Origin of the sequence: Vibrio sp. MM46 (assembly GCF_027587135.1) — a bacterium.
Classification (GTDB): Bacteria; Pseudomonadota; Gammaproteobacteria; order Enterobacterales; family Vibrionaceae; genus Vibrio; species Vibrio harveyi.
This window is the reverse complement of sequence record NZ_JAPPTO010000010.1, coordinates 88,146-108,274: the sequence shown is the minus strand read 5'-3', so window position 1 is coordinate 108,274 and position 20,129 is coordinate 88,146. Positions and strand designations below refer to the sequence as shown.

At 47.8% G+C, this 20,129-nt stretch carries 13 protein-coding genes and 1 pseudogene; 8 read left to right on the top strand and 6 right to left on the bottom strand.

Annotated features, from left to right (window positions below; all coding sequences use genetic code 11):
- Nucleotides 1-81: 81 nt before the first annotated feature.
- The 5 genes from OH459_RS13150 to OH459_RS13130 all read left to right on the top strand — a co-directional run bounded on the left by OH459_RS13150 (nt 82) and on the right by OH459_RS13130 (nt 13,318).
- The gene (locus OH459_RS13150) at nt 82-2,913 is read left to right on the top strand and encodes a GH92 family glycosyl hydrolase (protein ID WP_005429443.1); all 2,832 of its coding nucleotides are present in this window, start codon (nt 82-84) and stop codon (nt 2,911-2,913) included.
- Between the two features lie 132 nt (nt 2,914-3,045).
- The gene (locus tag OH459_RS13145; RefSeq protein ID WP_269987068.1) at nt 3,046-5,466 is read left to right on the top strand and encodes a GH92 family glycosyl hydrolase; all 2,421 of its coding nucleotides are present in this window, start codon (nt 3,046-3,048) and stop codon (nt 5,464-5,466) included.
- A 47-nt stretch (nt 5,467-5,513) separates the two neighbouring features.
- Nucleotides 5,514-8,219 (top strand): GH92 family glycosyl hydrolase, encoded by a 2,706-nt coding sequence (locus OH459_RS13140; RefSeq protein ID WP_269987066.1) that lies wholly within the window; start codon nt 5,514-5,516, stop codon nt 8,217-8,219.
- Nucleotides 8,220-8,291: 72 nt separating this feature from the next.
- Nucleotides 8,292-10,748 (top strand): GH92 family glycosyl hydrolase, encoded by a 2,457-nt coding sequence (locus OH459_RS13135; protein ID WP_269987064.1) that lies wholly within the window; start codon nt 8,292-8,294, stop codon nt 10,746-10,748.
- An 89-nt stretch (nt 10,749-10,837) separates the two neighbouring features.
- Nucleotides 10,838-13,318 (top strand): GH92 family glycosyl hydrolase, encoded by a 2,481-nt coding sequence (locus OH459_RS13130; RefSeq protein ID WP_269987063.1) that lies wholly within the window; start codon nt 10,838-10,840, stop codon nt 13,316-13,318.
- Nucleotides 13,319-13,382: 64 nt separating this feature from the next.
- Here OH459_RS13130 and OH459_RS13125 read toward each other — a convergent pair whose 3' ends face one another.
- Nucleotides 13,383-13,748: a VOC family protein gene (locus tag OH459_RS13125; protein ID WP_239211087.1), complete on the bottom strand. Its 366-nt coding sequence runs from the start codon at nt 13,746-13,748 to the stop codon at nt 13,383-13,385.
- An 81-nt stretch (nt 13,749-13,829) separates the two neighbouring features.
- Nucleotides 13,830-14,696, bottom strand: coding sequence for a LysR family transcriptional regulator (locus OH459_RS13120; protein WP_239211089.1), 867 nt, complete (start codon nt 14,694-14,696; stop codon nt 13,830-13,832).
- Nucleotides 14,697-14,799: 103 nt separating this feature from the next.
- Between OH459_RS13120 and OH459_RS13115 the strand changes: the two genes are divergently transcribed.
- Together OH459_RS13115 and OH459_RS13110 are read left to right on the top strand one after the other, a co-directional pair.
- Nucleotides 14,800-15,411 carry a LysE family translocator gene (locus OH459_RS13115; RefSeq protein ID WP_269987060.1) on the top strand — a complete coding sequence of 204 codons (612 nt, stop codon included), beginning with the start codon at nt 14,800-14,802 and terminating at the stop codon, nt 15,409-15,411.
- Between the two features lie 108 nt (nt 15,412-15,519).
- The gene (locus OH459_RS13110; RefSeq protein ID WP_269987058.1) at nt 15,520-15,870 is read left to right on the top strand and encodes a rhodanese-like domain-containing protein; all 351 of its coding nucleotides are present in this window, start codon (nt 15,520-15,522) and stop codon (nt 15,868-15,870) included.
- Between the two features lie 80 nt (nt 15,871-15,950).
- On the opposite strand, the gene OH459_RS13105 is transcribed toward OH459_RS13110, so the two are convergent.
- From OH459_RS13105 to OH459_RS13095, 3 genes and pseudogenes are all read right to left on the bottom strand, one after another.
- Nucleotides 15,951-17,033 (bottom strand): AarF/UbiB family protein, encoded by a 1,083-nt coding sequence (locus OH459_RS13105; RefSeq protein WP_101959827.1) that lies wholly within the window; start codon nt 17,031-17,033, stop codon nt 15,951-15,953.
- Between the two features lie 128 nt (nt 17,034-17,161).
- Complete coding sequence (locus OH459_RS13100) at nt 17,162-17,545, bottom strand: hypothetical protein (RefSeq protein ID WP_419800098.1); 384 nt, start codon at nt 17,543-17,545, stop codon at nt 17,162-17,164.
- Nucleotides 17,546-17,813: 268 nt separating this feature from the next.
- Nucleotides 17,814-18,296 (bottom strand): annotated as a pseudogene (locus tag OH459_RS13095) (NAD(P)H-binding protein); the annotation flags it as partial.
- A gap of 187 nt (nt 18,297-18,483) precedes the next feature.
- Here OH459_RS13095 and OH459_RS13090 point away from each other — a divergent pair.
- Nucleotides 18,484-19,029 carry a TetR/AcrR family transcriptional regulator gene (locus tag OH459_RS13090; protein ID WP_269987054.1) on the top strand — a complete coding sequence of 182 codons (546 nt, stop codon included), beginning with the start codon at nt 18,484-18,486 and terminating at the stop codon, nt 19,027-19,029.
- A gap of 92 nt (nt 19,030-19,121) precedes the next feature.
- Here OH459_RS13090 and OH459_RS13085 read toward each other — a convergent pair whose 3' ends face one another.
- A complete protein-coding gene (locus OH459_RS13085) occupies nt 19,122-20,072 on the bottom strand; it encodes a LysR family transcriptional regulator (protein ID WP_017818454.1) in 951 nt (316 codons plus the stop codon).
- Nucleotides 20,073-20,129 lie beyond the last annotated feature (57 nt).

Sequence of the window (20,129 nt, the reverse complement as noted above, 5' to 3'; positions counted from 1 at the left end):
GCTCTATTTCAAGTTTTTAAGTTTTAGTAATACCCCTGATTTTTTTAATTATATAACCCTACAATTTACAAGGCTTTAAAAATGAAATTCAAACCTTCCCTACTCGCTTGCGCAGTTCTCAGTGGTCTAGTCGGTCTGACTGGCTGTAACGACGACACAACCAACATTTATGAAGGCGGTGACACCAACCCTGCACTGCCGGATATTCCTGACGGCGGCAAGCCAGTATGTCCTCCAGTTGGCGATGGCGACTGTGATGACAAGCCAAACCCAGAAACACCTGAAATCGACATGGGTGTTCACATCCCAGTAGATTTCGCCGATATGGACGTAACACGCTACGTCAACCCATTCATCGGCACAGGTAACCTAGGCAACACCTACCCTGGTGCAACCACACCACACGGCATGGTGCAGCTTTCTCCAAACAACGGTTCTAACGGCTGGGAATACATTTCAGGCTACTACTACCACGACGCACGTACTTCCGGTTTCTCTCACACCCACCTTTCCGGAGCAGGTGCTGGCGACTTGAACGACATTCTCGTCATGCCAATCAACTCGCGTTCGGATTACATGATTGATGAAGGTTCGGCAACGCTAAACCTAGAAGCGTCTCGCTTCCAACATCGTGACGAGCAAGCGACGGCAGGCTACTACAAAGTCGATCTATTGGATTACGACATCAAAGCTGAGTTGACGGCGTCTGATCGCGTTGGTGTGCACCGCTACACCTTCCCTCGTGATGAGAAGTCAGAAATCATCGTGAACACTGGCTTCAAAATTAACTGGGACTACACCTCAGATTCTTACTTGAAATGGGACAAAGACAATAACCGTCTAGAAGGTCACCGTTTCTCTGACGGCTGGGCACCAAGCCAAAAAGAATTCTTCGTAATGGAATTCGACCAACCAATCAAAAACGTTCGCTTTGCTTACTACGATAAAGAGCAAGGTCGTTACATGGACGTGCCAGAAGGCATTACGGAAATCGGTAACGAAACACGTGGCAAGTACCAATACGCACGCGCTTACGTAGAGTTCGACACCTCAAAAGACGGCTTAACGGTTGAAGCGAAATTGGCGCTATCAAACGTTGAGATTGGCGAGAATGGTAAATCAGGTGCTTCTCTTAACATGACAGAAGTTGCTGGCATGAACTTCGACCAAGTACGCGAAGCGGCAACGAAGAAATGGGAAGACGAACTCGGCAAGATCCAAGTCTCTGGCGACGAAGATTACAAACAGACCTTCTACACCGCGATGTACCATTCGTACCTAGGTCAAACCATTCACTCTGACTTAGATGGTCGCTACCGCCAAGTTCACCAAGGTCGTAACGCTTACCCAGATGGCAACACACCTTGGGGCGATAAGATTGATACGCTGAAAGAGTCAATCCGCACTGCCGATGCTAACAAAGATGGCAAAGCAGACTTCACGCGCTATGACACTTTCTCTTTGTGGGATACCTACCGCGCAGTTCAACCGCTGTCTTCGATTCTTGAACCTGACCGCCTAGCCGACGTGGTGCTGTCTATGCTGTCTTACGCTGAAGAAGAATGGGTGGATGACAAAGGCAACGTGCGCAAAGGTCGTCTGCCTGAGTGGACATTCAAAGGCAACGAAACCGGCATGATGATGGGCATGCACTCAACGCCAGTGATTCATGATGTGTTGTCGAAAGGCTCACTAGAAAAACGCATGATCGACCTTGGCTTCACAGAAGCAGAGCGCAAAGACGTTAAAGAACGTTTAGTTGAAGCAATGATCACAGACGCACGCGCCGCAACGAGCCAAGGCGTAGCATGGATCAAAGAGTACGAAGAACAAGGTTACGTGCCAGCGCAATTACACGATACTCCACCAGATTCTTACGGCGGTCACTCACCATTTAAAGACTCTTGGACGGCATCTTACTCGCTTGAATACTCAATGAACGACTGGGCAATCGCACAATCGATCAAAGAAGTATTTGGTGAAGAAGATCCACGCTACACCGAGTTCGCTAACCGTTCTAAAAACTGGCAAGCGCAATTCGACTTCGGCGGTAAGCAATACCAAGGTTGGTTCAAAGCCCGTGACTACGATGGCGAGTTTATCGATGCAGGTTGGGTAGACCCAATCACCGGTCGTGCGGTTGGTAAAGACTGGCGTCCAGACATGTTTAACTGGGCATTCTCTGAATCGAACGGCTGGCAATACTCGTTCAGTGTTCAGCACGACATTCATGGCTTGATTGACCTGATGACACGCTTCGACAAGACACAAAACCCTGAAGCAGAACGCGGTGACTTGTTCGCAGCGCGCTTGGATGAATACTGGTCAACCTACCCAGATCGCAACGCAGGCGACAACCAATTCCCAGTGTTCAACACAGGTAACGTTGGTCAGCACGTTCAAGGTAACGAACCAGATATCCACGTTCCTTACTTGTACAACTACGTCGGTCAACCTTGGAAAGGTCAGGCAGCCATCGCCGCAGCAACCAACATTTGCTACAAGAACACCGCTGACGGCATTTGTGGTAACGACGACTTCGGTACGCTCTCTGCGTGGTTCGTGTTCCGTGCACTTGGCTTCTACCCAGTGAACGCTTCTTCTGGCATCTACGAAATCGGTACTCCGCTGTTCGAAAGCGCGTCTATCGATGTTGGCAACAACCAGAAGTTCACGGTTACCGCGAAAAACGTTAGCCGCGAAAACATCTTCATTCAATCGGCTCGCTACAACGGCAAAGACTTCAACCGTACTTACCTGACTCATGACGAAATCATGTACGGCGGTGAGTTGGAGTTCGTGATGGGCGACAAACCAAATCAACGTTGGGGCTCTCTAGAGCAAGACCTTCCACCAGCACAAGGCATCGGTGAGTTCTTGCATGAAGACGAGATGCCAGCAGGTTCTCGTTAATCCCAATAGTGACAACTCAGCCGGGGGAGCGCATCTCCCGGCTATCCCTACAAGCAAATTTTATAAGCAGTTCTTTAGAAACAGTCTCTTATAAACACTTTTATATACGAATAACGACAAAACGGTATGCACATGTTTAAACGTAATCTTATCTCTTTGGCTATCCTGGTTGGTCTGGCGGGTGGCTTGGCTGGCTGTAACAGCGACAACGATTCTTCCTCTTCACTACCGGGCGATCCAATTGTTGATCTCGCGGTGTTGAAATACGTCGATCCTATGATCGGCACAGCAGCTTCAGGTCATACGTTCCCGGGCGCGACGGTACCGGCAGGTATGGTTCAACTGTCTCCAGATACTTTCATCGGTTCTAACACAGACCACGAATCAGGGCTTAACCCTTGGCACTCGGCTTCTGGCTACTGGGATTCATCCAACTACGAAACTGGCGAAGTAGTTAACACTGACGTTCCGCTGTACGGCTTCTCCCATACTCACCTTTCAGGTACAGGCGCAACAGACTTAGGCGACATCTTGGTTCTGCCATACGCAGACATGGCGAACACACAGCTGAACTCTTTCGACAAAGCCAATGAAGAAGCAAGTGCAGGCTACTACAAAACCAAGCTAAACCAAGGTCAAATCGAAGTGGAACTGAGCGCCACCAAACGCGTTGGTTTGCACAAATACACCTTTGCAAATGGCGCGGACCGCAACGTAAAGTTCGATTTAGGTCATACCCTAATGAACAACAACGGCAAGTCTTTGAAGAACAAAGTAGAAGTGGTGGACGAATACACCATTCGCGGTCGTAAAACCTCAACTGGCTGGTTCCAAGGGCAAGATCACCAAGGTCAGGACATCTTCTTCTACGCGAAATTCAACCAACCAATCGCCAAAGCACTGTTAGGCGAACAAGACCTAGAGCCAACGCGTGAAATGCGTAATGGCGCGGTTTACTCAGGCGATGATCTGACCGCTTACCTAAACTTCGGCACAGGCGAAGAACCAATTGAAATCCGCGTCGGTATCTCTCCAGTTAACTGGCAAGGTGCACAGAAAAACTTAGAAGCAGAAGCACCAAGTTTCGACCTAGCACAAGTGAAAGAAGACGCGGAATACGCGTGGGCTGAGAAGCTAGCAAAAATCAAAGTAGAAGGCGGCACTGACGCAGAGAAAACCAACTTCTACACTGGCATGTACCACATGATGATTGCACCAATCGAGTTTTACGATGTGGATGGTCAATACGTGGATATGCTTGGCACGGTGCGCACACTGAAAGATGGCGACACACCAAACTACTCGATTTACTCAACGTGGGACACGTTCCGCGCGGTTCATCCAATGTGGACCATCATCGACCCAGACCAAGCAACGCTATACGTGAAAGACTTGATTCGTAAATCCAACGACGAGTTTGGTTTATTACCGAAATGGGAAGGTCACGGTTCAGAAACCGGCACCATGATCGGCTACCCATCGGCAGCAATTCTAGGCGATGCGGTAACCAAAGGCTTGATTGATGCAGAGCAAGCTTACACCGCGTCAGTAAAATCAGCACGTTACACGCCGCATGAATACCCACAGATTCATGACGACATCCTAAGCTCACTTATGGCAGGTCAGTTGAACTACCACGAGAAAGAACAGTGTGTTCGTTACCCGAACTGGAACTCAGTGTCGTACTCATTGGAATTCTCATTCTACGATTGGACGATCGCAGAAATGGCGAAAGCCGCTGGCGATATGGACGCGTATGAAGAGTTCAAAGCTCGTTCTTACAACTCTTTGAAACACTGGGATGCAGAAGCAGGTAACGCAGACGGCACGGGCTTCTTCGTTCCAACAGAGCTGAAAGAAGGCAACCCATGTGCATTGAAATACGCCTCTACTGACTTCGACCCTTACAAGTCTGACGCGTTCTACTACACAGAAGGCAACGCGTGGCAGTGGCAATGGGCGTTCATGCAAGACTTAGACAAGCTGACTGAAATCATGGGCGGCACGCAAGGTCTGAACGACAAGCTGAACAACCTATTTACTGCCGATCCAAATGGCGGCGAAGCGCACCAAGACATGACAGGCTACATCGGTCAGTACATTCACGGTAACGAGCCTTCGCACCACGTCATCTACTTGTACAACCGTACTGAAGAGTCTTACAAGGCGCAGGAATACCTAGACCAAGTTTACGACCAGTTCTACAAACCGACGCCAGACGGCATCATCGGTAACGAAGACGTAGGTCAAATGTCGGCTTGGTACTTGATGTCAGCACTGGGCTTCTACCAAATCTCGCCAACCGATCCAACCTACAGCATCGGTCGTCCAATCTTCGACAAAGCGACGGTAGACATTGGCTCTGGCACCTTCACGGTAACAGCTGAGAGCAACGGTCCAGACAACATGTACATCAAAGAAGTAACCATCAACGGGAAGCCTCTGGATGTGTACAACACCTTCCAGCACAGCGAATTCAAAGCAGGCGGCGAACTGCACTTCGTGATGACGGCTGACAAGTCTGAAGCAATGCAAGCCAACCTAGGCGAATAATGATTTTGAGGGGACCTCGTGTCCCCTTTTCTCGTGGAATAAAAACAATGAAACTAAAAAGAACCCTACTCTCTACTGCAGTGTTAACCGCCATGCTTGGTCTTGCTGGTTGTGGCAGCGACTCTGACCCAGAAACTCCGGTTATCTCTACCCCGACTTTGGAATTCGTTGATACCTTGATCGGCACTAAAGGTCTTGGCAACGTCAACCCATCACCAGTCATGCCAGAAGGTATGATTCAACCGTCACCAGATAACTTCGATCCAAACGGTTGGAATGGCAAAGGCTCACCTGTCGAATACGATCCTGTGCACAGCCTGCTTTCTGGCTTCTCAATGACCCACATCTCTGGCGCAGGTAAAGGTGACCTAAACGACTTCGCTTTCTTGCCATACACAGGCTTTAATACCGATGCAGTGACCATGGATAAAAGCTCGGAAGTGGCAGAGGTTGGTTACTACTCGGTTGACCTTGTAGAAACTGGCGTAAAAGCTGAACTATCGGCAACAGACCGCGTGGCGTTCCAACGTTACACCTTCAAACCGGATGAAGACCGCAAAGTGCGTATCGACCTGCAACACGAACTGTTAGAACAATACGGCAACCATTCTCGCAGCATCTACTACAAACGCGTTAACGACACCACAGTCGTAGGTGCGCGTACCTCAAACGAATGGGGTCAATGGCAAACTGTCTTCTTCGCGGCAGAATTCTCTGATCCAATCATTGAAGAGAACCTGTACACCAAGCTGGCTTCTGAGAGCAAACTCACCCCAACCGACGCTACCGAAGTTGGCTTGGAAGATTACCGTGGCTACGCGGAGCACAAACCAATGCCGGGCGAGCCAGAACCTGACCCAGAACGTTTGGCAAAACGCGCAAACGATGTCCTGACTCATTTGAACTTTGGTAAAAGTGATGAGCCATTGGTGGTCAAAGTAGCGATTTCTGGCACTGGCGTTGACGGCGCACTGAAAAACCTAGAAGCAGACACCAACGGCTGGGACTTCGACAACGTCGTACAACAAAACCGCGTGGCTTGGGAAAACATCCTTGGCGAGTTTGAACTGGAAGGCGACAACAAAGCCGACAAAACCATGTTCTACACCTCGCTCTACCGTACGTTTGTTGCTCCATTCCTATACCAAGATGTGGATGGCAAATACCGTGGCATGGATGGCAAAGTGCACCAAGCAGAAGATGGCTTAGTGAACTACTCGGTATACTCAATGTGGGATACCTTCCGCGCCGCACACCCACTGAAAACCATCATCGATAAAGACCGCGCGATTGAACACGCACGCGATCTATTGAACAAATACCAAACGGGTGGCGTGTTGCCAAAATGGGAACTGCACTCAGATTACACTGGTGAAATGGTCGGTCATCCTGCGGTTTCGGTTATCGCCGATATCATGGTCAAACACCCAGAAGCCTTTACTGCTGCCGAGTTTGATTTGGCACTGAAAGCTGCTGACGAAACAGTCAACTTCAACCTTGATAAAACCGAAAGTTGGGTGCCTTACCAAGACGCTTGGAACGGTGACAAACGCTTCACGGTAATGACACGTCATAACGACTACCAAGAAGACGTTGGCTTTATTCCAGCTAACACCAAATGGGCGCCGGACTCTGGCGACAAACCGGGTTACGTGGAAGGCTTAAAAGTCGATAAATACGACGAGCTCGTGAACGAATCGGTGTCTTACGGTCTTGAGAATGCTTACTACGACTGGTGTATCGCTCAGATCGCTAAACTTGCGGGCAATGACCAACAGTACGACCGCTACATGGCGCGCTCAGAATCGTTCAAGAACTACTTCGATTACAACCCAGAGCAATACGGCAAACTGCAAGACACCAAAGGCAACGCATTGGGTGCAACGGGCTTTATGCGTCCGGCTTACATGAACAGCGGCAGCAAGGTTTGGGCAAACAACCTGAAAGCCGAATGTTTGGACGAGAACATGGCGCTGTCTATCCCAGACGGTATGGACTACAACGCCTGTAAAGACCGCAAAGCACTCAACGAAAGCGACGTGTTCTGGCCTTACCGCGCCGAGCACCGAGGTGAAGACTTCACCGAAGGCAACACATGGCAATGGACATGGTTTGCACCACACAACTTGAACGGTCTGGCTAACGTAATGGGTGGCGAGCACATCGACCGTACTGACTTCTCTCTTCCTGAAGACGTAACCGAACAAGGCAAAGCGGCATTCTTAGCCAACTTGAATGCGCTGTTTAATGCAGACTCCAACGCCGATACAAGCCAATCACACGACATGTCTGGCTACATCGGTCAGTTCGTGATGGGTAACGAGCCAGATCATCACGTGCCTTACCTATACAACTGGACGGCAGAGCCTTGGAAGACACAAGAAATCGTCGACCAAGCAATGAACGAGTTCTACCACCCAACGCATGAAGGTCTGATTGGTAACGAAGACGTCGGTCAAATGTCGGCGTGGTATGTGATGTCTGCATTGGGCTTCTACCAAGTCACACCGGGCGAAGCAAGTTACACCATCGGTCGTCCTCTGTTCGACAAAGCCGTGATTCCAGTCGCGGACGGTAAATTCACCATCACCTCAGAAAATAACAGCCAAGAGAGCATCTACGTGAAGTCGGTGACCATCAACGGCAAACAATTGAGTGACAACTTCAGCTTCGCGCACAGCGATTTGAAAGACGGTGGTGAACTGCATTTCGTCATGACTTCAGACAAATCTGAAGCGATGAAAGCGCAGTAGCCGATACCCATCCAAATAACGAAAGGGGGCATCGAGCCCCCTAAAAAACTTCACTTCAGTAGAACCATAAAAATGAAACTAAAAAGAACCCTTATCTCTACCGCTATACTCGCTGCCATGTTTGGTCTTGCTGGTTGTAACAGTGATGACGACAACAGCAAATCTGGAACACCATCCCTCGACACCACGCTAACCCAATACGTCAATCCATTGATTGGTACAGGCGCAGATGGTCACACCTTCCCTGGGGCGGTTGTGCCTTACGGTTTGGTGCAACTTTCTCCTGATACCGAAATGGAAGGCTGGGGCTCTGCTGCCGGTTACTTCGACCACGGCAAGCTGACTGAAATCCCAGTGTATGGTTTTTCCCACACTCACCTTTCTGGCACAGGCATTACCGACCTTGGTGACATCTTAGTTCTGCCTTTCACCAAGAAAGAAAACGCCGTTTTCAACACCTTCGATAAAGACAACGAAACCGCAGAAGCGGGCTACTACGCGGTTGAACTGAACAAAGGCGAAATCAAAGCTGAGCTAACCACCACGCAACGTGTTGGCTTCCACCGCTACACCTTCAAAGAAGGCACTACGCCACACATCAAGTTCGATTTAGACCACACCCTCAACAAAGGTCACTTCAACAACCGCACCATGAAGGGTGACTTAGAGTTCATCGACGCGTACACCATCCGCGGTTTACGTAGCTCGAACGGCTGGGCGAACAACCAACACGTCTACTTCTACGCCACCTTCAACCAACCTATCGTCAAAGCCATCGCTTTGGTTGACGGCGCAGAAACGGAAATCGATGTAAACAACGACAACATCGACGCAGTGAAAACCATCGCTTACCTAGAATTCGCACCATCATCAACACCGCTAGAAATCCAAGTAGGCTTGTCACCAACAGGCACAGAAGGTGCAGAGAAGAACCTAGAAGCAGAAGCGAAAGACGTGTCATTTGATACTGCGCGCGCTCAAGCCAACGACGCATGGCACCAAGAACTTAGCCGCATGATGGTATCTGGCGGCACGGAAGATCAGAAAGAGATCTTCTACACCGCGCTTTACCACGCTTCTATCGCACCAATGATTTTCCAAGATGTCGACGGTCAATACCCAGCGATGCGTACTCGTATTCAAAAAGACGCGGGCGACACACCAAACTACTCTGTGTACTCCATGTGGGATACTTTCCGTGCAGCGCATCCACTGAAAACCATCATCGATCCGGAACGTGCCGAAGAGTTTGCCAACGACCTGATTCGTAAATACGAAGACGGTGGCATCTTGCCGAAATGGGAACTGCACAGCCATTATACGGGCACTATGATCGGCTTCCCTGCGGTTTCTATCATTGCTGACGCGATGGCGAAAGGCTTAGACATCGACCCACAACTGGCCAAAGAAGCGGCTGAGTTTACGGTGCGTTACCACGAGGCGTCTGAGTTCCCTGATTGGACGGAAGACAACAACATCGGCGCAGCAAACGTTGTGCAAGTGAAAGTGTACGAAGAAAACGGCTTTGTTCACCACGGCTATTGGAACAGTGCGTCTTACACGCTTGAGTTTGCTTATGGCGACTGGGCAATGGCAGAAATCGCGCGCATGGCTGGCGATGTAAAACTGCAAGAAGAGTTTATGACTCGTGCCGACAACTGGCTTAACCATTGGGATGCCGAGACGGGCTTCTTACGTCCGAAAAACCACCCGTTAAGCTCATCACCAAACAAACCGCCTTTGGAGTTCAACCAACCGATTGATGAAGATCGTTTGGATGAGTGTGAAATGGTTGAATGGCCAAAAGGCTCAGGCGTGATGAAAGAGAAATGCCCACTGCTACCATTTGACCCTTACTACGTGGACGAGTTTGCCTACACCGAAGGGAACGCGTGGCAATGGAAGTTCCAACCAATGCACGATTTCACCCGCCTGAAACAAGAAATCTACCAAGCAGACTTGGCACAAGGCAAAGACACCACGCCAGAGAAAGCCTTCCGTGAAGACTTGGACGAGCTATTTAATGCACGTTCTTCAAACACAGGTGAAGAGCTGCCAGACCTAACGGGTTACATCGGTCAGTACATGCACGGTAACGAGCCATCACACCACATTCCTTACCTATACGCGCTAACGGATGAGCCATGGAAAGCGCAAGAGTACCTAGACCGCATCATGTCAGAGATGTACACCAGCGAACCAACTGGTTTGATTGGTAACGAAGACGTAGGTCAGATGAGCTCTTGGTACTTGATGTCGGCAATGGGCTTCTACCAAGTGACGCCTGCAGATCCGGTCTACACCATCGGTCGCCCTATGTTTGATGAAATCACCATTCCAGTGGAAGGCGGCGAGTTCAACGTCATTGCAGACAACAACAGCCCACACAACAAGTACGTGAAGTCCGTAACCATCAACGGCAAACCGCTGGATGCCAACTTCACCTTCAAACACAGCGAAATCAAAGCGGGCGGCGAGCTTCACTTCGTCATGACGGGTGACAAGCAAGAAGCGCTTCAAGCTCAGTAACGTTTTATGTAATTCGTGTTTAAAGAATAAGCAGATAGATTAACTCAGTGGCAGGAAGTGACTCGCTTCCTGCCTAAGGAATCAAGATTATGAACTTTACGAAAACCGCTATCGCCACCGCTGTGATTGCGAGTGTTATTGGTTTGGCTGGCTGCAACGATGACGACGATAACACCTCACCAAGCGTCGATACTTCCAACCTAAAATACGTAGACCCATTCATTGGTACCGGCTTTAACGGACACACATTCCCGGGTCCTGTCGTGCCAGAAGGCATGGTACAACTTTCTCCAGATACCGAGCTGATCGGCTGGCACTCTTCATCAGGTTACCACTTTGATAAAAAGACCCTATTTGGCTTCTCCCACACTCACCTATCTGGCACGGGGATGGGCGGCTTAGGTGACATTCTGTTCCTGCCGTTTACCGAAGATAAAGCCAAGTACATCGAAGACAGCGACGACTACCGCGAAGCGATTTCGGTCAAGATGGACAAAACCTCAGAAGTGGCAGAAGCAGGCTACTACTCGGTGAAGATTGCAGAGAACGGTATCAAAGCTGAGCTTACGGCGTCTGAACGTGTCGGCTTCCATCGTTACACCTACCCGCAAGGTCAACCACAACGTTTGAAGATAGACCTCAACTCCATCCTTAACAGTGACTGGGGTTCGACCTCTCTGCGCAACAAACTGACGGTGAGCGAAGACGGTCATACCATCACGGGCGAGCGCGATGCAGTACACTTCTCTGGTTGGGCGAAAAACCAAAAAGTCTTCTTCTATGCGACTTTCGATAAGAAGATCAAAGACGTCTACATCCTTGCCAATGGTAAGCCTGTTGACGGCCTAACGGCAGAGCACGTTTCTGAATTGATTTATGATGACCAAGGTAATCCAGTTAAGCGTGTCAAAGCGGACGTCACTGCCTACATCGAATTTGAAGATGAAGGCTCACAAGAGTTGAATGCGCAAGTGGCGTTATCTGCGGTTGACCCACAAGGCGCAGAAAACAACTACGATGCCGAAGCGAATGTCTCTTTCGATACTGCGCGTAACAATGCACGCGAGAAATGGGCTAAAGCACTCAACTTCTCTATCGAAGGTGGCACAGAAGATCAAAAAGAGATCTTCTACACTGCGCTTTACCACACCAAGATTGCGCCTATGGTGCATCAAGACGTGGATGGTCGATTCCGTGGCATGGGCAAAGGCTCAATTCGTGAAGGCGAAGGGGAATACTCCATCGCTTACGGTCAAGCAACAGAAGAACAGCCAAACTTCTCGGTTTACTCTCTATGGGATACCCAACGCGCGTTACACCCACTAAAAACCATCACAGAGCCAACTCGCGCGGTGCAATACGCGAAGAACCTAGTTCAGAAGTACACTGAAAGCGGCTTGCTGCCGAAGTGGGAGCACTTAGGTGACGAAACAGGCACCATGGTTGGCTACCCAGCGGTAGCAGTGATTGCGGATGCGATCACCAAATTCCCAGAAGAGTTTACTCAACAAGAGAAAGAGCTGGCGCTGAAAGCCGCGATCGACTCTTCGACTTACGACAACTACCCGGCACTGCAAGCCGATTGGGATCAAGGCGTATTGGATCGCACTTTAACCAAGCACATCGATTACATTGAGAAAAACGGCTTCACGCCTGCCATCCAACGTGTCGATGGTGAACCAGTATTTGAAGACTACACGGTTGAGTCTGTTTCTTACGGTCTGGAAAACGCGTTCTACGATTGGGCTATCGCGCAAATCGCCAAAGCAGCCGGTGATACTCAAGTGGAAGAGCAATATCTTGAACGCTCAAAAGGCTACAAAAAATACTTCGATTACAACCCAACTGAATACGCAGAACATGGCGTGACGGGCTTTATGCGCCCAGTGATGATTGATGAAACCTTCATGACGCCATTCGACCCATACGGCACAGAACACGAGACAGGCAACTACACCGAAGGTAACGCGTGGCAGTGGACTTGGTTTGTACCGCATGACATCGCGGGCTTAAAAACCATCATGGGTGGCGATGCTGAGTTCCAGAAAAACCTAGAAGCAACCTTCACCGCAGAAAGCCAAGGCACTGAAACACCGGATATGTCTGGTTTGATTGGTCAAGTTGCGTTTGGTAACGAGCCTTCACACCACATTCCTTACCTATTCAACTGGACCGCAGAACCATGGAAGACGCAACAAGTCGTCGACCACATTCTTGATGACATGTATTTCGCTGCCCCAGAAGGCGTAGTTGGTAACGAAGACGTGGGCGCCATGTCCGCTTGGTATGTGATGTCTGCATTAGGCTTCTACCAAGTGAACGCAGCAGAACCTATTTACACTGTGGGTCGTCCGCTATTTGACAAAGCAGTGATTCCGGTGAAAGGCGGCACGTTCACCATCACCACAGAGAACAACGCCGATGACAACATGTACATCAAGTCCGTCACCATCAATGGCAAAGCTTTGGATAACGGTTTCTTCTTCGACCATTCCGAGTTCAAACCGGGTGGTGAGTTGCACTTCGTGATGACGGGCGATCAATCAGAAGCGATGAAAGCGCCTCAATAAACCTCTATCACTCTTCCCTCTTCAAAGGTCAGTTCGCAAGCGCTGACCTTTTTTCATACACAAATCAATCGATGTTCTGACCAATGCGCCACAGCACGCCACTAGGATCGTGCAAACAGAATTCTCGCATCTTCCAAGGTTGATCAACCAGTTCCGTCATTTTGGCTCCAAATGACGCCAGATCAACACTCGAAACATGTTCATGCCAACTGGCAACATCCTCCACCAACAAATGCATCATGAAATTATTGCAGTGTTTTGGTTCATAAAAATCTTGCAACAAGAATGAGCAACCGCCCTTGAAGAAGTACGCCACACCACCAAAATCCGAAGGCATCTCAAAACCCAACGCCTGATAAAAACGCTTTGATAGCTCATAATCTTTCGCCGGAACAAAAGATTTAATTTCAACAATATTGAGGTTTTCCATTTCCTAAATTTCCATTATGTAGCACGTATTCAACCACTCTAGGTAACTCAGCGCGCCCTGACTAGGGTCTCTCTTTGTTTCTTAGGTGCAAGGCACACACTCCGCCATTTGGTTTTGCAGCCAATGGACAAATTTTTGTTCCAGTTCAGAACGTGCTTTGTCTTGAGTCAATAAGACATAATCATGCCCTGACGGCACAAAACCAAATGGCGCGACAAGGTTGCCACGTTTGAGATCATCCATCACCAAAGGATAAGAGCCCATCGCCGCACCTAAACCGTCGACTGCAGCTTGAATGCAGAAATAGAAGTGTGCAAAAGACTGTTCTGTTTTTCCGTTTATCGACGCTTCACCAGAGCGCTGCATCCATTCTTGCCAAGCTTCAGGTCTGGTTTGGCTGTGTAATAGCTTCACGGAGTTCAAATCACTTTTCACTTGCTGCCAGTAGTCTGGTGAAAACACTGGACCTACCCACTCTTCCACTAACTTGGTTTTTGGGTAGTGATACAAAGGCTCAAAGTCATCTCGACGAATCGCCATAGCAAGCCCCGTCGAGCCAAGTGTTACAGGTCCTCCCGCAGTCGAAAGACGAACATCTGCGTCACAACCATCATTAAACGCGGAAAGCCTCGGCATCAACCAACGCATGGTTAACGTTGGCTCACAAGAGACTTCAAGGTATTGATGCTTTTCCTGTACCAGCTTATTCATGCCAGTTTCCAACGCTTGGAATGCTTGCTCGGTGTAGCTTTTCAGCATCTCACCCTCTTTAGTGAGCAGCATATTGCGCCCCTGTTTGTAGAACAGAGGTTGAGCCAGATAGGTTTCCAACACTTTGATCTGCTTACTCACTGCGCCATGCGTAATATTGAGCTTGTTTGCTGCTTCACTAAAACTCGCAGACGATGCTGCGACATGGAAAACATGAAAAGATTTAAGATGCCTCATCTGTGACTTTTTCTCACACTTAGCAGAATTTGTTTCGATTATAGTCTCCGAACTCTCGACCTACAATTGCCCCATTCATAACAACGAAGAAACAGGAAACACCATGGAGCTTTTCAGCCTTGCCTTATTAGGCATACTCATTGTCATCAGTCCCGGAGCCGATTTTGTATTGGTTCTTAGAAACAGCCTCAACAGGGGCAGACAAGCGGGAATTTGGAGTGCCGTGGGCATTAGTCTTGCGATTTCGGTGCATATTACCTATTCATTGCTTGGCATCAGTTACTTAATTTCACAGAACGAATGGTTGTTCAGCTTGATTCGCTACCTAGGTGCGGCTTATCTGATCTATCTCGGATTGAAAGGGATTTTTGGGGCTGATTCTCAACAGAAGATAGAGGGGGAAACACAAGAAAGCATCTCCATTTGGCAGTTCTTTTTCCAAGGCTTTTTGTGCAATGTGCTTAACCCAAAAACCATGTTGTTCTTCTTGAGCATCTTTAGCCAAGTCATCGATCCGTATACAAAATCGCAGCACCTAGCTTTAGGCTACGGAGTCTACATGATTGCGCTGCACGGGATTTGGTTTTCTATGGTTGCCATCTTGTTTACCTCACCTCGATTACAGAATTTCTTACTGCGCGTTAAATACAGGTTGAACCAAGCTTGTGGCGCTGGATTAGTGGTGTTTGGTGCCATGTTAGGATTGAAGTCATAACACGCTGAGTTACAACATTTCGACTGGCGCCACATCGAAGTTTGATAATCACACGTATAATTCTCGTCAATACTGTTTAGGGTAATTGACCTTGAGGAAAGGAACTCAATGAAAAAACTACTACCGATTGTATTCACTTGTTTAAGCTTAGCTTTCACCACGCCATCGGTATTGGCTTCTGAACGTGCAGAGCAGGGTTGGCAATGGATTGAGCAAGGCGCAATGGTTGTCGATGTGCGCACACCACAAGAGTTTGCCGATGGTCACTTGGACAATGCGATTAACTTTCCGCTTTCTGAGTTGGATAAACACTTTGCTAATGTCGATAAAGATACGCAAATCGTGCTCTACTGCCGCAGTGGTAATCGCTCAGGGCAAGCGTATCAGTACCTACAATCGCAAGGATTTACCAACCTTCATAACGCAGGTGGCTTGATTGAGATGCAACAAGCGAAGTAATGCCACGTAGCACCTGCCTAGACAATTGCATGGAAAAGCACACCTCTCGTGTGCTTTTTTTGTTTTCTCGACGCCGAAAACTAAAGCTGGTACTGCAGCACCAATTCGTGTTTCTCTTGGTAGGTTTGAATCAGTTCGGCTTTACTCTTAGCGGCATTTTGATAAAACAATGCACCTCCTTCAACCAACAAATCATAATGTTGCTGCAGCATATCTAAAACAAACTGCACACGTTTAATTGTGGTTGGCGTGCAACTCTTACCATCCAAATCATCTTCAATATCGAGCACATGCGAACGAAACATCTCAAGCATAAAAAGATGTTCCAACTCAGCATCAGATTTTAGCGCTGTTTGTATCTTTTCCATCGACGTTTGCACTCGCTCTACGATTTCTGGCACGGCATAGTTTTGAACTAACCAGTCCCGCTTGTATTCAAGCATCTTAAAGCATTGTTGTTTCACGTTTTTGAATAGCTGCACTGCCTCTTTTCGGGAATAATTTTGCTCCAATAACCAACCAGAGAAGAAGCGCGTTTCAAACCGCTCACAAGCATCAAACATAGGGTCATGCATACCATTGCTGCTGAACTCTCTTAACGGGTCAAACCGATACATATAACCAAAATCGAACAACTTTAGCTGACCTTGTTTATCCACCAGCAAGTTCCCTGAACACAAATCCCATTCAAACAATCCACTTCGCTCACAGACAAATAGAGTCGAGAATAACTGCCTTAGTAAGTCCTCAGTTAGGGCTTGAATAGGCGAACCCTCAATCCAATCTGAAACAATGATTCCTAAACGATAATCAGCATAAACAGTCTCAACAATGTGTTTAAAATCCTCAGCTAAATTCGGATTGTCTTTTTGAGTTTGAAAATCAAGACGGCGTTGAACTTCATTCAGAAAGGAGTACTGACCATCAGGGTTTTGCACTTTCGGCTGTGGGCGTTTTTTCTTGAGCGTATAGTCTCGTCCGCCGACACGAATATGAAATACCTGCGCCGTCAAACCACTTTCAAACGTTTCGACAACATACTCTGAGTTCGCTGTCGTAAACGCCAAGATTTCTGGTGGTAATGGACATTGATCCACATTGCCGACAATTAAGTTTTGACCACTTAAGTCAAATGCTTGCTGCTGTAATTGGCGTTGGTTCATGAAGTGCTCCCTGCTAACGATTCAGATATTGTTTACTTTATCGACAATGAAGCACATGACCTCCCCCTTTCTGACCAAAGTCATGGTTGAGTACTTGGGTGGAGTCCTGTTTAAATCGATGAATTGATTCAGCTGTTGTCTTCTTCAGAGAGCTTGCGAAAGTAGTCTTCCAGTCGATGATGACCATAAGTCGGAGCGATATTGTCACCGCCTAACATGGTCAGGAAGAACTCAGCAGGACCGCCCCACTTCTCTGGTAGGTGGCTTACTATTTCGAGTGCGGCTCTGCGCAACAAATCCGGCAAATGCGTATTTTTCTCCGGCTTATTCTGAGATTTGAATGCAAGCTGAGCAATTTGGTTCACTGAAAACACATTTGGTCCGCCTACGTTAATCTCCGTTTCAGTGCTATCGATAGCCTCAACACAAAATCTCGCCAAATCTTTTCCGTGAATGGGGTTAAGCAAGTTTTCACCATCGCCAAAAGTAAACACTCGACCCGATTTCGCCATGTTGTATACCCAAGTGACTTCAAGATGCAGGATTCAGAGCGTTGTCATTGATTCGAGTTCAAGGAAAACAACACCGCGTAATAGCCAGCTCTTTCCAAGTTGTTTGACGCAGAAATCGAGGCAATGACACGCTCCCGAAGGGCGAGTTGCCTTGGCTTGTATACTTTGTTGCCGATTCTTGATTTAGAGTGACTAGATCTTTAAATCGTCGCCGCGTCTACAAACCAAGTCATTCTCGCTGAACCTAGCATCTCGAGGTTACTTGGGTATACACCTCGGTAATATCAGAGAAAAAACCATTCGGACGAATCACACAAGGGGTTAATTTTGTTGATTGCAGAAGCCGACTCGCAAAGCGCTCTTTCGCCTCTAGCAGACGAACTTGAGGATATTTCTGAGCATTGAACGCAGAGATGTAAATGAATTTACCAACACCTGCTCGCTCTGCTTCTTCGAGTAAGTTCAAGTTTGCTTGGTAGTCGACATCCAAATAACCTAATCCATCTTGCTGACGAGTAATGCCCAAGCATGAGATAACAACGTCCACACCCTCGCAAACTCCTTTTAGCTCATCGGGGTGAGTCACCTGAGCTTCTACTGCCTGCGACTCTTGTAAGCCCATCGCAAGGAGCTTGGTTTTGTTTCTCGCCAACGCTTTAAACTCGGCGTGCTGCGCCATGAGAAATTCAACAATATTCGATCCTAAATAACCCGTTGAACCGACGATTAAAATTCGAGGCTGCGTTTTCATATCGATGTTTCCTATTCTTGGTAGAGGAACAAGACAAAGAGTCCCTTCGTCTTTATTTGGACCAATTGGTCTTTTTAAGTTAGTACGATTCAAACACAAGGTAAAGATCTTTCTTGCCCACTTGGTCTAAAAAAAGAATCTTGTGATATACTGCCGTGATTACGCTAACCATCGAAAAGAGAAAAATATGCCTAAAATCGTCGATCACGATAAAAAACGAGAAGAAATAGCGCTAAAAGCAACAGGTATATTTCTTGAATTTGGCTACAAAAATCTTGGGATGAGACAGCTTTGTGAACAGCTTGGCATGAGTAAAAGTGCGGTCTATCACTACTACAAAAGTAAAGATGAACTGTTCAAAGCCGCTACCGAGGCAATGGTTAACTTCGATGCAGAAATATTGGCAGGAAGACCGAGCTCAACAAGCGCTAGCCCTGAACAACAAGCAGAGAACTTTGTATTAATTTTCCAACAGATGGCACCGCGTTTCTTCCAAGAGATGAAGTTAGTGTCTGATTATATTGATGTGATTGGGCAAGAAAACGTAGCTACCGATCCATGCATGTTACTAGCGAATCAAAAGTACATGACGATGCTAGAAAACTACGTTTCAGCGCAACACAAAGAATCACTTTATACCCTAATACTTGGACTGCTAAACCATCAGTTGATGTTAGGTAAAGCACTAGAAGAAGCGTTTATTATTGAGCAAGTTGAGCGCATTTTAGTTTAGATTCAAACTCGCCTTTAAAATCAACGTGAAAGAGGCTCCGTCGAGCCTCTTTTGTTTAGATTAATATGGTGAAGTCTAGTCGCTTAATAGCTCTACTTCCCTCTTCCATACATCTTGTCGAAGTTTGGGATGTTCTTCTCCCAAATGGGCGTCTCTTCTCCCACAATAGATTTGAGTGTATCGATAAACAACTTGGTTTTGATTGGTGCATCTCGGTGCGGATACACGGCGTAGAAGGTGCCGAAATCATCAATGTTCAAGTGCGTCATGATTGGCACCAACTTGCCTTGTTTGATTTCGTCTTGAACCATTTGTGCGGTTACCACAGCAAGTGTATTTCCTCCTGCTGCGCTCCTTGCCAACATTTCCACATCATTCACTTTATAAGCGACATTAAGCTGAAAGTGCTGTTGTTTACCTTGCTCATCTTGATAGCCGAATTTATCGAATAACAGACCTGGGGCGGCGTAAATAGTGGCGGGTAAAGATTCCAATTTCTCAAGACTGTTCACCTCACCATGTTTTTCTAAAAACGCTGGGGCAGCAACAATCAACAGACGACTTCGCGCAATCTTACGGGTAATCAAGCTCGAGTTTTTAGGTCGTCCGATGCGGAAGCCAATATCAAAGCCCTCTTGCACCATATCCACCATGCGATCTTCTAAGCGCAGTTCAAACTCCACATCTGGGTATTGTTGTTGAAACACTGAAATCGCATCTTGAACGTATTGACGCCCGAACATGGTCGAGCTGGTAATGCGCAAGACACCGCGAGGCTCTTCGTGATAATTCTGCGCCAAACGGTGAGTATCACTAAGAAGTGACCGAAGGGATTTGGCTTGGTTGACCATTTCACTCCCTGCTGCCGTCAATGATAAGGAGCGCGTAGTTCGGTTGAGCAATCGAACACCCAGCTCCTCTTCCAAACGGCTGATCTGTTTTGAGATCACCGAACGATCCACATTCTTCTGTTCTGATACCTTGGTGAACGAGCCAAGCTCGACCACTTCAAGTAACAGCAATAAACGACTAGAGAAATCCATAACGCCCTACCCAAAAACCATTGTTGCCATTAGAGCACCAATTATGTGCCATTTGGC

Coding starts and splice junctions, on each gene's coding strand:
- OH459_RS13150 (WP_005429443.1), top strand. CDS start 82: ATGAAATTCAAACCTTCCCTACTCGCTTGCGCAGTTCTCAGTGGTCTA.
- OH459_RS13145 (WP_269987068.1), top strand. CDS start 3,046: ATGTTTAAACGTAATCTTATCTCTTTGGCTATCCTGGTTGGTCTGGCG.
- OH459_RS13140 (WP_269987066.1), top strand. CDS start 5,514: ATGAAACTAAAAAGAACCCTACTCTCTACTGCAGTGTTAACCGCCATG.
- OH459_RS13135 (WP_269987064.1), top strand. CDS start 8,292: ATGAAACTAAAAAGAACCCTTATCTCTACCGCTATACTCGCTGCCATG.
- OH459_RS13130 (WP_269987063.1), top strand. CDS start 10,838: ATGAACTTTACGAAAACCGCTATCGCCACCGCTGTGATTGCGAGTGTT.
- OH459_RS13125 (WP_239211087.1), bottom strand. CDS start 13,748: ATGGAAAACCTCAATATTGTTGAAATTAAATCTTTTGTTCCGGCGAAA.
- OH459_RS13120 (WP_239211089.1), bottom strand. CDS start 14,696: ATGAGGCATCTTAAATCTTTTCATGTTTTCCATGTCGCAGCATCGTCT.
- OH459_RS13115 (WP_269987060.1), top strand. CDS start 14,800: ATGGAGCTTTTCAGCCTTGCCTTATTAGGCATACTCATTGTCATCAGT.
- OH459_RS13110 (WP_269987058.1), top strand. CDS start 15,520: ATGAAAAAACTACTACCGATTGTATTCACTTGTTTAAGCTTAGCTTTC.
- OH459_RS13105 (WP_101959827.1), bottom strand. CDS start 17,033: ATGAACCAACGCCAATTACAGCAGCAAGCATTTGACTTAAGTGGTCAA.
- OH459_RS13100 (WP_419800098.1), bottom strand. CDS start 17,545: ATGGCGAAATCGGGTCGAGTGTTTACTTTTGGCGATGGTGAAAACTTG.
- OH459_RS13090 (WP_269987054.1), top strand. CDS start 18,484: ATGCCTAAAATCGTCGATCACGATAAAAAACGAGAAGAAATAGCGCTA.
- OH459_RS13085 (WP_017818454.1), bottom strand. CDS start 20,072: ATGGATTTCTCTAGTCGTTTATTGCTGTTACTTGAAGTGGTCGAGCTT.